We start from the raw sequence: 14,904 nt of genomic DNA on the forward strand, positions 1-14,904 counted from the left end.
TTTACCTTGCTACTTGCTGTTCTAGTAATTTTCTTAATTCAGCTCTTCCCGCATCGTCAAGATTGCCTTTTTCAAGAGTTTGGGTAAGTTGGTTTATTTTTCTTTGTCGCGCTTCTCGCAAATCACGCTGGTGCTGTAGCTCTAGATTTTTATTCTCTTCATCAATATCCTTACTGTACTGCTGATAACGTTCTGCAAGAGTTCGCGTATTGATGCTGTATGAATGGGGTGCGTCACGCCGTGAAAATGGACGACTTGTATTGCGTTTACTATCCTTACCTTTATCCATTAGTGCGAAATCTTCTATGCTCATTTTTTCGCGTTTAGGAATAGAGGGTAAAGTAGCGCTTTGGGTTTCAGTGCCATTGGCACTTTGGGTTTCAGTGCCATTGGCATTATTTGATAACCCCTCTATTTTAGCTGTTTGCCTAGCATTATATTCAGCAACCGGATCAACAATAAACTGCTGCATCTCATTTAAAATACGCTCTTGCTCACCTCCGGTTTCAGCTTCACTTAAACGCTGCTCTAACTTCTGATATACCAGCATGTTACGTTGCATCGCAGTACGCGCTATTTGCATTTTCTCTTCATCACCGCCAGCCCACTTAAACGTACTCCATGGCATAGCAAGCGTTGCACGTCGATGTTCATCGGGATTTGTTTGTTTATCCGGCAAGTAGTTTTGATAAATTTTAAACGCATCATCGAACTTAATGGTTGAATTACCGTAGTTCATATAGCCATCAGCAAGTGGCTTATTCTTATTATTCAAGCTTGAATAAATAGCTTGTATGCGCTTTTGAGCATCAGGATTTGCTTGAAGTGCTTTCTCAACTGTTTGTGCAGCCATTTGTTTAGCTTGTAGTAAACCCATGGCCTTTTTAGCATCTATTAATTTAATATTGTCATTATCATCAGTACTTGCATTATTAGTACGTGGAGCTTTGTATGTGTTCCCTTCACTATCGGTAACATCTAACTCTAGCGCCAACTTACCTGGTTGCCCTGGCACCGTATAAACTTGAGAAATACGCTTGTTTGCAATCGGTTTACCGGTTTCACGACTCACCCCCTCACCACGATCTATCTGATCAGCAAATACCGTATTAATAACATCAAGCGCCCCCTCATCCCGCAGTGACGATGGCGTATTTGGGTTTAATAAATCAGCGGCTTTATAAATTGCCTGCTGCTGCTCAGGGTCCATCATGTACTGAAAGTTAAAGTCGTTGTGCATATCTTTAGTTAAATCAAAATACTCAGGGTACTTTTCATGGACAGCACCAAAGTCATAGCCTGAGCTAACTAATGTTTCCATAACCATCGGGTAAAGATAAGCGGCCTGCTGCTTTCGTTTAGTTAAATCTTCACTTTCTAGTTTCCGCTTATAGTTATGCTTTTGCTCTTTTAACCCAAGTTCCGCATTTTTTAGCCCAACATTTGCCGCTTGCTGCCTTGTTTGCTCAGTCGCCAATTCTAACGGTCGCATAGATTCACGATGGCTCATTTCTGCATTTAATGCAGCCAACCCTTGACCACCTCGCGCCATAGATAACGAATGGGATTCATCAGCTCGCTTGTTCTGAGCTTCAAAGCGCTCATCTTGCTTTTGGCTTTGTTCCTCATAGCGTCTATCTCTATTATGCGATTCACGAACTGACTGCTCAATCGCAACACCTCTGGCAAACGAATTAGTTAAACTCATACTAAAAACCTTCTTATAATATTGATGCAGCTAAAATACCCGCCGCCACAGCCCAGCCCACAGGACCAAAAGCGCTCGCACCTGCAGCTGCTGATGCAGCACTACCTGTAGCGGCTGCACCAGTTGTTACTGCTCCAGTTGCTGCTGCTCCAGTTGCTGCTGCTCCAGTTGTTGCTGCTCCAGTTGTTACGGCTCCAGTTGCTGCCGCTCCAGTTGTTGCCGCTCCAGTTGTTGCTGCTCCAGTTGTTGCTGCACCGGTTGCCGCTGCTCCAGTTGTTGCTGCTCCAGTTGTTGCTGCTCCAGTTGTTGCTGCTCCAGTTGTTGCTGCACCGGTTGTTGCTGCACCAGTTGTCGCTGTACCTGTAGCTGCTGTGCCGGTTGTTGTACTTGTGGCAGAAGACAAACCATTGGCAATACTTGTATCGACCGGACTTGCCGCAATAGCTTCAGTTACTGCACCTTCGGCACCCACTGTGGTACTTACAGGACTACTCGCATAAGAGCCTGTAGCACCGTCCAACGTCTGAACCTGTACAGCCTCGCCGCCGATTTGCGTCGTTGTCATAGGATTAGCTTGTAAGCTTGCGCTCTTTGCTGCCTCATTCGCTGCATAGTTGCTATACGCTTTATCTAACCCCATCCCCAAGGACGTCGATACAATTTGTGCATCTTCTGCATCTTCCTGGCGTTCAATTTGATCATTTGCCATTTGACGCTGATGATTTTGCTCAGCCGCACTTTTCAACCCTGCTCGACCTTGCGATTCAAGCGAGTTACCTAGATCAAGTAAGCCATAACTCATTGGTTGACCCTCGTATCTTGTGGCGTAATATTCGCACCTGCGATTGCAGCCATACGGCGTTCTTTACCATGACTTCTAGCCTGGTTCTCAGCAAAGACCGTTGCTAAACCTTGACTACTTGCTGTATTAGGAGACTCAGTACTTGCCAATCCCATACGCGAATTGCGCGCATCCATTTGCCCTTGTACCTGTGCAAATTGCTGCTCAATATTACCTGGCACACGTTCAAGCTGCTGTTTGGTTAAATCATCATTCATAACTGCATCACTAAAAAGCTGATGAACGGGCATAAACGTATTTTTGTAGTCTTGCCAGTCTTTCCTAGCAATATCACCAAACACTTTTGAAGCAAATTGATCATCACTGACAGAGCGACCACCATAATTGCTGGGTCCATTTTTAAAATTATTGAATGATTGAACACTATTTTTTGGATGTTGAAACATTAGTCATCACCTCCATCATTTTTACTAGATGCACTGTAGGTATAACCAGCAAGACCAAGCCCAACATCTTTAACCATGTTGCTTTTTTGCGAACGAGATTGTGCATCAGAACGCGCAGAATCCATTGCCTGACCAGCAACCGTATTAAGTCCATCAACCGCCTGTGCTGATTTTTTCTCACCAAGCGCAACGACCGCGCCCAACCCTTTAACATAATTATCTTGCTGTACACTCGTAGAACGGTTAATAACATCAGCGCCGATTTCTTGCTGCTGCTTAACCACATCTTGCATACCCGCCTGGTAAACTCCAGAATTAGGATTGTTACCACGATTAATTAGCGCCTTACTCGCTTGCGCTTGTTGGCCACCAAAAACAGATGTATTACCAACTGATACTTTGTTATTTAATGCCTTAAATTTTGAGTCATCATTTCCCGCCAGCATTTCACCAACCCACTCATCCCGTACAGGCAATAAGTTATTTTCAAAGTGAGCATATTTTTCATAACTGATCTTCGCCAATTCTTTACGTTCTGGCGTATCTTCAACAGTATTATCGCCACCACCACCCATTAGCCTATCCTCCACTCAAAAACATCGTCATGGCTCTTAACGCAGTTAAAGCCATAACCTGGCATAACTTTAAAATAGCCCTTACGTCTCGTTTCAAAGCCAACGCTGTTGCAGCCAAATTTTGTTGCAATATCAAGCAACTCACCCAAGTAACGGCGAAAAGCACCTGGTTTATTACAATATGCAAAATCAACCCAACAAAGCGCCCCTTTAAATCGCAACACCACAAAGCCATCTTGTGCTCGCGAGACAAACAAAAAAGCACGTTGCTCGGCCAAGGCCGATAAAATTTTATCAGCCTCATGCTCTGCACCGTGCTTAGTCGCAGTCTCTATTAAAATTCGCTTAGCAAACGCCGGCGTTATTTTCATAGATCACCACAAAATAAACCAAAACGGTTTATTTATATTTGTAAAAAAACTATTCCGCAGACACTGAACCGCTAGACTTTGCAGTCAAGCTTTCCACCGCATCTAGTACCTGACCAAAGTTGATTTTGCCATCTTCAACTTTAACACCGAGTTTTTCACCAACAGAAACAATAACTTTAATTGCTTGCTGATGGTTAGCATACGCATCATCTAACTTAATAAATAGGTCATAACCTTTCGATTTTGCTTGCTGCAACTCTGTGTGTAATTGCTGGTTTACTTGCTGTAACTGTTGCACATCACCTTGCAGTGTAGAGACACTTTTAGCTAAATCAGAGTTAACTTGCCCATCACTTGGCCCTGTTGAACTTGAGCGTTTTGGCATTTTTGCTGATTTTTCTGTCATTGGTTTTACTCCTAAGTTAAATCGACCTCTATTGTATTCATATCAATCAAGTGCTGATAGGCTTTTTCTTTTGCTTGTAAATCTGTCACCGATTCAGTAAGCGCCAAATGAAAATACTCGATATTTTTAGGCACTGGATGCTCCACACCTTCAACATAATCTGGATTGCTGACACGCAATGTTTCAATTGCTTCAGCACCACCAATTAGCGCTTCTTCATCTTTGAATACTGAAAATTGAAAGCTTAACGTAACATTCGTTCGTGAATTCGTGTTTTCAATATTATCAGCGCCCAAACTAATAGTTGTGTTATTAGAACGCGTAATACTTAGCTCTTTTAACGTGACTAACACGCTATCGTATGGCGTCGAGTTACGAGCAATAAAATTATTAACGATGATGTTTTCCATATATACCTCTTTGTTTTAATGACTAATATAAGCGGCGTGTATTTACGCCGCAAAAATGAATTACGGTTCAATCCCACCACCACCTGGAGGTAGGGCGTATGTTTGGTATTTTATAACATGATTTGCAATAGCGCTCGCAGTGGCACCGTTGCTATCTGTAACAGTTACTTCTGTGGAGCAGTTAATTGTTCCTCCATTCAAACCCGCATACTTGCTAATATAAGGTCTAGCCACTGTAAGGCTATTGAAATAGCAACCGTCAGGACTAATGAACCTCCAATAATATGTGTACGGTGATATACCACCAGTAATTACCGGCGCAGCCACTTGAACAGATACATCACCATATCTTTCTACATAATGCGTCTGCACGTTTAAAGATGCGTGTGTAACAGACATTAGGCTTTTACCACGAAGGTCTGCGGTAGAAAATGTACCACTTTTACCAGAGAGCACCCTTGCGTCAGCAGAAGTAAACACACCGCTTTTATTCAGTTCATTTCTAATTTGGCTACTATCAAAAATACCGCTTGCTGGAATTGCCATTTTATAACCTCGCGAGTATTTCTTTCATCATTTTTTCCATCTTAAAAACTTTGTTTTCAAGTTGCTTACGCCTGATTGTTTCACCCTGTAAAGCAGCGGTGAGAACCGCTGTGGTGCGTTCGTATTGTAATGTCTTAAAATTCTGTCCTGAAATGCTTTTTCCATTTTCGTCCGAATCAAACGGCGCTATAGTAGTTAATTGCGGGTAATCCTTTTCAATTTCTTGCGCCATTAAACCTATTTGCAATTCGTCACAATCAAAACCATATTTTTCTGCAACTTCATTGCCTTTATAAAACGCCGCAGTCCACCTATTTACATTATCGAGTGCTTCAAGCGGATCAATTCTACTTTGAATTGTTTTCAATCGCTGATCAGAATAGTAAAACCATACCGTTCCTGAAAACCGCCCTTCTGTACACCTAATACCCCCTTCGCTCTTTATCGATTCAGCGGTTGTATTTGGTACATAAAGTCGTCTCCCGCCGTAAACTCGCACCCACGTAGAATCTTCCATGTGAAAACCACCGCCGTGGCTACTAAAGAATATCCCGTCATTATTTTTTGTTCTTAGCCATGTGTCACCACCATTGAGAATGATGTGGCCATCTTGTCTTAAACCACCATTAGCCTGGACATACCCGTCAGTATGAAACCCCCCGTCATAAGCATCCCACTGGAGGTAAGTTGATCCATCGTAAAAAGAGTGCCTAGCTCTAGCTGTTCCCCCCGTTTGATTAACACCGTACCAGTGCATTCTCGCTTCAACAGATGAACCATCCGGCCTTGGGTCAACTCTTTGATGCGCTGTTCCTGCAATAGCCCATTTAGTTACCCCCTCAATAATAACGTCACCGTCGATACTTAAAGCACCACCCCAGGTTCGATTACTTCCAACTTCATTCATAATGCGTACAGCGGCTGAATTTGCGTTACTCGTTGAAAATACAGCGGCATGTGCGTTCTGATTATAAGCAACAATACATGGTACGTTTGCAGACTTTATTCTTAGACCTGCGCCCCAATCTGAGGATACGGCATTAGAGCTATCAATATGTAAGCCAATACCAGCATGGGCTAATGTATTCAACGTCATTACAGTTCTATCGTAAGGACCCGATGCATTACCTTCTACATAAAATCCTGTACTAAATAATGAATTACCATCGGTGACAGTTCTTGTAGAGAATGAATTATTACCCCAAGATAATGATTCAACATTAATAGTGCTTGTATCGATATGACTAGAGTTTATTGCATTCACTGCTATTTTATCCGCAGTGATCGCACCGGCTGCAATTTTAGTGGCATCTATTGAGTTTGCAGCTATTTTTACTGCACTCACTGAGTTTGCAGCGAGCTTATCAACGGTGATCGCACCGGCTGCAATCTTTTCAGCTGTGATCATACCTGCTTTGAGATGGGCAGTATCAATACTTGCAGCTTGGATATGCCCTGCATTTATTGCATTGGCTGCAATCTTTTCTGCAACAACAGCGCCGGCTATTAGATTTGGCGTATCAATTAAACCGCCGCCAACCCGTTTAACACTTGGGCTATAAAACCAGTTTTTAACACTGACACCATTGTTATAGTAATTCAAAAAGCGCATTCGCAGTTTTTTAGTGCCATGCAGCATCTGAAAAATATTACCCGCAGGGTTACCTTCAGCGCGGGCTGGCACTTCACTGACACTACGGTTAGCCCCAACTACATACCCTGTAATCGTAAGCCACTGGCCATTAAAACATTCTCCAGACCAGAAATAAGGGTTCCCATCATTACCCGAACTCAGTTCTCGAGTACCACTATAATGAAAGCGTCGTAAGCCAAGCGATCCACCATCATAACCTTGTGCATTCAAGCCGAAGTACCGCGTCCCTGTTGCATCTGCATGTTTGCTGTGAATTGTAATGCTAAATTCATAAATACTGTCAGGATCAACTTCAAAGTAATCCCCGGTAACTTGCATATCACCGCTTGTTTCAATCCCCAGCGCCTGAACTGTTTCAGAATCTCTTGATATTAGCTCCAAATTACCGCTGTAGCCTGACCAGCCTTCCATTTCACCGGTTAAACTAAAGTTATTCACCTGGTTCAGTGCCGTCACTTTAATATGATTGGCTTCAATGATCCTCGACTTAAAATGTCGGGTTTCAAACGTCGCGCTATTAATGTGCTCAGCATTGATTGAAAACGCTTTTAAATGTCGCGTTTCAATCGCATCGGTGGCTATCTCATCGGCCGTCAACGTATTGGCTGCAACATGTGCAGAGGTGATCACATTAGCGGTGATATGGTTTGCTTTTATCGCATTTGATTCAACATGTTCTGACTTAATACTACCTGCCGAGATATGCCCAGCATTAATAACATCAACGCCTATATGCGTTGCAAGAATGGCATTCGCTAGTATTTTATCAGCGCCAATTGTATTAACACTGATATGCACCGCATCAATTGCGCCGGCTTTAATATGTGCAGAATCAATTAAGTTTGTTGTGATATGTTCCGCTAATATTGATCCAGCTGCTATATGCGTAGCGTTTACCTGGTCCACTTTGATATGTTTTGCCAGGATATTATTTGCCAATATATGGTCTGCATTCACCGCATTTGCAGATAATTCACTAGCCGTTATCGCATTAGCTGATATTTGTAATGCCGTGATCGTATTTGAAGCTATATCACTTGCTTGGATCGTACCCGACTTAATATGCCCAGACTCAATGCTATTGGCTGCAAGATGATTAGTGCCAATAACACCAGCTTGTATATGCGATGCGTTAACGCTCGCAGCCTGTATATGGCTTGCTTGAACCGCATTAGCGGCAATTTTATCAGCCGTGATTATGTCCGCAACGAGGTTATGGGTAACAATTTTACCGGTATTTACTTCTCGCATACTTGGGTTATAAATATGCAGCACTGTTTCAGTGCCGTTATTAGCCCAATTTAAAATCCTCATCCATAAGTGGGTTGTTGCAGTAGTCAACTTAAATATCGGGTTATCAGTTTCTGGTACTTCATCAACTGAGCGGTTAGCCCCGACCACATACCCTTTAACTGTAACCGGCACTCCCCAATCACTTGAATTGGCATAAAAGTAAGGATTTGAAGTATTGTTCCCCTGCGATCTAGTGGCAGCATCATATGCCTGAACATTATGTATCGACAATCCTAAATTAGCACCACCACGCGCAACAATACCGAAGTATCGAGTGCCAGCAAGGGTTGCCCCGCCTGCATATAAGGTGACACTTAATTCGTAAATAGCGTTATGATCAACCTCCGTAGGTGCATGGCTATAACAACGATTACCGTTTGTGACTTCACGAATAGTCGTAACGTTAGCGCCATCAATACTTAAAAGATCTGATACGCTTGATAGCGTAAGGGCTGTTGCTTCTCCGGACGTGTTTGAACTCGCTGTCGAAAACCACCCATCAACATGACCAGATGCAGAGGCATTATTAACAAGCGCTCTTCTCCCTGTCACTTCAATACTGCGAGCAGTTAAATAACGGGTGTTTGTACTGTCCGCTATGACAGTATTAAAATGACCCATTACTGAGTTTACAAAGCCTGTGATAATACTCGGTGTTATCGTGCTGTATGCAGACGTATCAAGTTCACCGCTTGTTATCGCCTGGTTAAATTCATCTACTCGCTTAAATGCCAATGCAAACGATGCTGGCGTGTTATAGCTTAATCCCGCGACAGATAAATATTTATCCGCAATGTTAATGCCATTTTCATAAAGCGTTTGAGCATTAAGTCCACCTTTAAACCAGGCATTACCATTTAAACCAAGTCGATAATTAACAGCACCATTTTGAACGCCAACAATAGTATGTTCATTACCAGTCACAACGCCGTTAATAGGCTCATATCGGTAGCCCAAACCATAGTGATTAGCATGTGTCGTAAAGCTTGTGCCAATTGTCCATATCATCTGAGGTTGTGTTGCACGACCAGGCAGACTATAAGAGCCAACTAGCCCCCCTTCACCGCTTTCGTGATAATCAAAAAAACCACCTTTGGCAAGTACTCCACCGGCGCTATATATAGCGTTATTCGCGGTGTTATCTACAAGAAAACCTTTACCACCGTAAACCCGCACCCATGTAGAATCCTGCATGTGGATGCCGCCGCCGTGGGTTGCATTAAACCAACCATCATTATTTTTAGTGCGAAGCCAGCTGTCCGTACCATTTAATACGGTATGTGAATTACTAACCAGCGCAGTACCAGCCCCCAGCCCAAGTATCGAACCTTGGAATGTATTATCACCCGTCCAAGCATGAACATCGTCTAAAACATCAATTTGCGCGAGCGTTGGTTTGTTATTATCTGAGTAGACACGCTGACCGCTGTCCCACAACTGCGCGTTATTTCTCAAAATTGATTTGGAAAGTACTTCACTGGTAACTTTCGCATCAATGTCACTAAGACCGCGCACAGGGCAAACAGTCCCACCACGCGATACAAAATCAACAAGGTGAACCTCGTAAGGCTGATTAACACCTAACGGTGTTGTTAGCTTATATATCGCTGTTCCGCCTCGTAGCCATACGATTACACCATCATGGGTATTTAGTAAGCCCCCCACCATACGAGAATACGTTTCATCAAAGTTATGTACCGTGATGTTTCTATCATTACCACCCCACGTACCAGTGCCTGACCAGCTAAAATCAAACGATAGCCCCCCCTTATGAGTCGCGTTATTCCACGTTGCAGGTGCAGTCCCGTTATAAGACCGTCCAATGTGGTAATTCATTTTAGCGAAATGGTGTTTACTGGTTGCTGGCAACAAAACAGGGTAAAACTTATCGGCATCACCAGCGACGGTGATCGTAACCGCTTCTTGCATTGCTCCTGCTAAGTAAAACGCATCATCTTGGCCACGGAATAAATCAGCATCAAGGCCTGAATTTATCCCATCATTACCCGCGTGATAAACCTTATGATCATTAAACTGCAGTCCATCTACATCACTCGGCGCAAATATTCGAACGCTTTTCGTAAGCGTTTTAATATTTAAGTTATCACCACTGTGTAATATTTCGTTAGAGTCAAAGCCAAGTTGGAATGTGGGACTTTTGATTAGCAATGACGCCTTAGAAAAATCACTAAGTCCCATCGTTAGATTGCGGTCTATAACTTGTTGGCCATCAAACGTATTATCAATATCTAAACGCGCAAACTTATCACCCGCAATACCGCGAACATTATCCGCATCTAAACCACTTCCTGTGCCGTCATTAAAACTGTTCCAGCCCATTGCAATTAAATTATCTAGGGCAACATTTTTTGTTATTGCTGTTGGTTTATGCGCGTTTTGAATTGCAGTGACTTGATTAACTATTTCTCCAATGTGCGAGGTTTTCACTGTAATAGTAAACCCTTGCCAATACGACTGAGTTGGCCACCAAAAGCAAAGTTTCCCTTCAAACTCAAACAACGTCATCCCTGTTATTGGGTGTCCATGATGAGTACCTTTGCAATTGAGCATTGTGTTGCTATAGATGTAACCCTGCAACTGAGTGTTAAATGGTCGGCTTCCGCCATACGAGTTACCGGTAATTTCCATGTACCACGGAACACCATTCGTAACGGCATAGTTAATATCTGTTTTAACCAACGTTCCCAGCGTAAAGTCACGTTGAGACTGCAAAGGCAAAATAGCCTGCGGCTTCATTCCCTGCCATAGATCAGCGTCTAATCCTGAATCCACTCCATCGTTGTTTTCATGCCAAACCTTGCCACCCATATACTCAATATTACCTGGGCTAAATTGCATCATAATCTGGTTTGCACCAGTAGAAAGTTTGCGCATGAACCGATAATTAGCGCCCTGCATATCAGTTTGATTATCTATGGTTACATCAAAACTTGAGTCTTCAACTTTAAGGGTAACAATGTCGTCACCGGCACTAGCGCCTGCCATTCTTTTTAGAATAAACCCTTTGCTTGTATCAAATTCAGTTTCACCATCGAACACGGCTTTAGCATTGAATTCATTAACGGCTGTAAAAATGTTAGTGCGTGACTTTAGTGCTAATGGCTCGTCATTTTCTGAATGCCATACAACCCCACCTGCATGGCCAACACCGTTACCTACAAGTAAAGACGTACCATTGTGGCGAAGGTAAGTATTAGCCCAGGGAGCATCACCATCCCCGACATAAAAATTAGTAATATCACCTGAAACTGCATTCCAATGCATCCCAATGCCGAGCTGTCTCTCACCAGAGGCACCTTCAAAGTAAAATCCTCTAGCTGAACTTGTACCGCTCCCTTCAAGGCTTATAGTGTTACTAAACCTATTAACGCCAGTCCATCTTTGATAATTTGCCAACTTACCAAGCGGTTCGTCATTGCCTGCATGCCATACTTTATGAGCATTAACAAATAACTCTTTATTAAAGTAAAAAGACGGTCTGTCAGTGTAAATATGTGCGTATGAAGTATTAAGTGGGCCTAATTGAATATACCCACTTGGCGTGTGAAATGTTGTGCCTGACGTGGATGACCTGAACACTCCATTGTGAATAGTATCGAATGCGAGTTTAACGGGGGAATTAAAGTCAACCCGAGTAGTGTTAACGTGTCCAACATGTAAAGTTCCACCTGCAGCGTTAACGGTCACATTGCCGTTACCATGATCACCTAAAATGTAACTGTTGTTGTGTTTGCTAAATACTTTACCGCCAGAATTCAAATGTAAGTTAGGCACAATCTGATCAGCGGTGAATACGTTTGCTTTATTCTTCTCAGCCAATAATGGTGCACCAACAATATTACGCCAATGAATATCAGCAATAACCCCACCGCTGGATCGAACTGGCTCATCCGTACTAACACCCCAGACTAGATCATCAAGTAAATTTCCTATTTCACCTGAAATAAGTATTGTCTCTATTTGTATCAAAGTCCGATAAAGCATTCCCTCCGTCGCGCCATCCCAATGATAATCATCGTCATAGCTAAACTGTTGATGGCCTGCACCGTCACTTGCACTATCTAAAGTAATAACATCGGTTTGATTCGGTTGATGTACCAGGGTAATTGATTTATCACTATTCAACTTGGCCTGTTTAATCCAAAGCCTTGTATAGTTTGAATCATATTCACTGATCCAAAGAGACACACGTATTGTGATTTTCCCAGGATGCTTAATCTTTGGGGACATAAAGTGATATGCGACTGGTACTCGTTGACCGCCGGATTTAACAATTGCGGTAAATGCTTGTCGTGTATAATCTTTGTATTTAACACTAACTATTGACCCGCCGCCGAGCTTTTCAGCGGTCGGATCTATTCTTACCAAGCCATCTTTAAAATCAGCCTCAAGCATCCAGCGTTTGATAGAACCAGGTGCAACTTGAAACCCTTGCGTTGTCGTAAAGTTATCAACGATAAGATTACCACCGGTGATCTTATCCGCGGTTAAATCAACAATACTGGCCTTGTCCATAACAACACGGCCATATTCAGCACTGTAAACAAAAGGCAATAAACGCTTGCTTGTTTCACTTGGGTTCCAATTTGGTGGAACAATAGCAACTTTATCTGCGCTTAGATAAATCGTAGAGCCCGTATTACTATCGGCTAGCACACCAAACCCAGCGACAACCCCATTCGCATCAACCTTAATAACTTTTTCAGCTTTAAGAGCGCCGGTTAAATCATCAGCGTAGGCTTTTGCGCTTGTTTCAACAGCGGCGGTTTTATTATCAATACTCACTGCCAGCTGCTGCAGCGTTTGGGAATGGGTTGACGTGGTGTTTTGTAGCGTGACGATCTGTGCTGAATTTGCACCTTGTACGCTTTGTAATGTACTTATTAGCGTTGCATGGCTATCAGTCACTTGTTTCTGTGTTGTCACCAACGTGCGGTTTGTATCCGTTGATAACTGCAAGCTCTGCAGGTGGCTAACTGACGTATCACTAACTTGCTTTAATTCATCGTAACGGACGTCAATTTTACCATCAAGCGCTTGCTCTTCGGTTACGTCCCAAAGCTCTAAGCTATCAATTAACGCAACAGGGCTACCGCTAGACTGATAATTTACAATTAACATCGGGCGTACATAGACCGTATCCGGCCTAAAATTATTAGCGCCTAGCCCTATACCACTGATAGTCCCCTCAAATGTTTTCCAACCTTGCGAAACCGTTAAGCTATAGCTGCTTACCGCACAATAGAGGTGTGTACCTGCACCGCCTGACTGCATTGGTGCAATGCTCATATTCTCACGCAGCGGAACCACACCCGCATAAACACGAGACACACCATTATCACCATTTACAAGCTGCTTTACTTTAAAGCGCACCTTGTAAACGCGATCTGTACGCACTTTGATAGCCTTTCGAGAATATACCCAAATGTTAGTTGCTCGGGCTTCAACACCTTCATCTGTATCAAAAACCCGAGTACTAACAGGTGCATGTTCGCCGCTCGTTGCATCGGTAAAGTCTGCTGCACGAACACACACCACCTTATCGCCGGCATTATTGTTGCTGTAGGTTAGGCTTTCAGAGACTGACGCTTGGTTAGCGGTCGTGGTTTGTAACACGCTGATCTGCGATTGATGCGTATCCTGCTGTGTTGATATGCTATTGAGCTGTTGTGCTTGAGTGTTATTGACACTCTTAATGCTGCTTATGTCGGCGGTTACTGCGGCGTCAGTGGCTTTTAGCTGGGTTATCTCTTGCGCACTGCTGGCCGTGGTCTGCTGTAAATTCGTTATTTTACTGCTGTTATCACCCTGCACCGTTTCAAGTTGGGCTATTTTTTGGCTACTACTAGCCGTGGTTTGCTCAACCGAAGTAATACGCGAGGTTAGATTGCCGGCTGTCGTGGTTAAATCACTCACACGCTGCGCGTTCTCAATCGTGGCCGTTTCCACGGTGCTGATCTGCGAGCTTAACTCACCATCTTTAATACCCAACAAGCGCAAGGATTCAACCGCATCAGTGCTGGCTGTCTCTTGCGTCAGCATACGTGCTTGCAATGAGCCTTGCTCAACGCTCAATGAATTAAGTGTGCTTGCCTGGTTACTGTTCACCGACTCAACCGAGGTAATACGCGATGTGAGTGTGCCGGTTGTCGTGGCTAAATCACTGACACGCTGCGCGTTCTCAATCGTGGCCGTTTCCACGGTGCTGATCTGCGAACTTAGCTCACCATCTTTAATACCCAATAAACGCAAGGATTCAACCGCATCAGTGCTGGCTGTCTCTTGCGTCAGCATACGTGCTTGCAATGAGCCTTGCTCAACGCTCAATGAATTAAGTGTGCTTGCCTGGTTACTGTTCACCGACTCAACCGAGGTAATACGCGATGTGAGTGTGCCGGTTGTCGTGGCTAAATCACTGACACGCTGCGCGTTCTCAATCGTGGCCGTTTCCACGGTGCTGATCTGCGAACTTAGCTCACCATCTTTAATACCCAATAAACGCAAGGATTCAACCGCATCAGTGCTGGCTGTCTCTTGCGTCAGCATACGTGCTTGCAATGAGCCTTGCTCAACGCTCAATGAATTAAGTGTGCTTGCCTGGTTACTGTTCACCGACTCAACCGAGGTAATACGCGATGTGAGTGTGCCGGTTGTCGTGGCTAAATCACTGAC

The 14,904-nt window shown here is 43.6% G+C and carries 9 protein-coding genes; all 9 read right to left on the reverse strand.

Annotated elements, in window-relative coordinates; translation table 11 throughout:
• Position 1: 1 nt before the first annotated feature.
• Genes ACMVDV_RS23245 through ACMVDV_RS23285 form a run of 9 tightly spaced genes read right to left on the reverse strand, consistent with a single transcriptional unit; the run spans position 2 to position 14,844 of the window.
• Entirely contained in the window at positions 2-1,708 is a 1,707-nt protein-coding gene (locus ACMVDV_RS23245) for a hypothetical protein (RefSeq protein WP_416159864.1), read from the reverse strand.
• 13 nt (positions 1,709-1,721) lie between these two features.
• Entirely contained in the window at positions 1,722-2,510 is a 789-nt protein-coding gene (locus ACMVDV_RS23250; protein ID WP_416159865.1) for a hypothetical protein, read from the reverse strand.
• Positions 2,507-2,956 (reverse strand): hypothetical protein, encoded by a 450-nt coding sequence (locus tag ACMVDV_RS23255; RefSeq protein ID WP_416159866.1) that lies wholly within the window; start codon positions 2,954-2,956, stop codon positions 2,507-2,509. Before ACMVDV_RS23255 ends, ACMVDV_RS23250 begins: the two co-directional genes overlap by 4 nt.
• Positions 2,956-3,531, reverse strand: coding sequence for a hypothetical protein (locus ACMVDV_RS23260; RefSeq protein ID WP_416159867.1), 576 nt, complete (start codon positions 3,529-3,531; stop codon positions 2,956-2,958). The genes ACMVDV_RS23255 and ACMVDV_RS23260 overlap by 1 nt, the downstream gene beginning before the upstream one ends.
• On the reverse strand, positions 3,531-3,902 hold the full coding sequence (locus ACMVDV_RS23265) for a hypothetical protein (protein ID WP_416159868.1): 372 nt from the start codon (positions 3,900-3,902) through the stop codon (positions 3,531-3,533). The genes ACMVDV_RS23260 and ACMVDV_RS23265 overlap by 1 nt, the downstream gene beginning before the upstream one ends.
• A gap of 49 nt (positions 3,903-3,951) precedes the next feature.
• Positions 3,952-4,308: a hypothetical protein gene (locus tag ACMVDV_RS23270; RefSeq protein ID WP_416159869.1), complete on the reverse strand. Its 357-nt coding sequence runs from the start codon at positions 4,306-4,308 to the stop codon at positions 3,952-3,954.
• 11 nt (positions 4,309-4,319) lie between these two features.
• On the reverse strand, positions 4,320-4,718 hold the full coding sequence (locus ACMVDV_RS23275; RefSeq protein ID WP_416159870.1) for a hypothetical protein: 399 nt from the start codon (positions 4,716-4,718) through the stop codon (positions 4,320-4,322).
• A 60-nt stretch (positions 4,719-4,778) separates the two neighbouring features.
• Positions 4,779-5,264, reverse strand: a complete 486-nt coding sequence (locus ACMVDV_RS23280) for a hypothetical protein (RefSeq protein WP_416159871.1) — start codon at positions 5,262-5,264, stop codon at positions 4,779-4,781.
• Between the two features lies 1 nt (position 5,265).
• Complete coding sequence (locus ACMVDV_RS23285; RefSeq protein ID WP_416159872.1) at positions 5,266-14,844, reverse strand: tail fiber domain-containing protein; 9,579 nt, start codon at positions 14,842-14,844, stop codon at positions 5,266-5,268.
• Positions 14,845-14,904: the final 60 nt, after the last annotated feature.

This window comes from Pseudoalteromonas sp. ASV78, assembly GCF_047806705.1.
GTDB classification, from domain to species: domain Bacteria; phylum Pseudomonadota; class Gammaproteobacteria; order Enterobacterales; family Alteromonadaceae; genus Pseudoalteromonas; species Pseudoalteromonas prydzensis_A.

Coding starts and splice junctions, on each gene's coding strand:
- ACMVDV_RS23245 (WP_416159864.1), bottom strand. CDS start 1,708: ATGAGTTTAACTAATTCGTTTGCCAGAGGTGTTGCGATTGAGCAGTCA.
- ACMVDV_RS23250 (WP_416159865.1), bottom strand. CDS start 2,510: ATGAGTTATGGCTTACTTGATCTAGGTAACTCGCTTGAATCGCAAGGT.
- ACMVDV_RS23255 (WP_416159866.1), bottom strand. CDS start 2,956: ATGTTTCAACATCCAAAAAATAGTGTTCAATCATTCAATAATTTTAAA.
- ACMVDV_RS23260 (WP_416159867.1), bottom strand. CDS start 3,531: ATGGGTGGTGGTGGCGATAATACTGTTGAAGATACGCCAGAACGTAAA.
- ACMVDV_RS23265 (WP_416159868.1), bottom strand. CDS start 3,902: ATGAAAATAACGCCGGCGTTTGCTAAGCGAATTTTAATAGAGACTGCG.
- ACMVDV_RS23270 (WP_416159869.1), bottom strand. CDS start 4,308: ATGACAGAAAAATCAGCAAAAATGCCAAAACGCTCAAGTTCAACAGGG.
- ACMVDV_RS23275 (WP_416159870.1), bottom strand. CDS start 4,718: ATGGAAAACATCATCGTTAATAATTTTATTGCTCGTAACTCGACGCCA.
- ACMVDV_RS23280 (WP_416159871.1), bottom strand. CDS start 5,264: ATGGCAATTCCAGCAAGCGGTATTTTTGATAGTAGCCAAATTAGAAAT.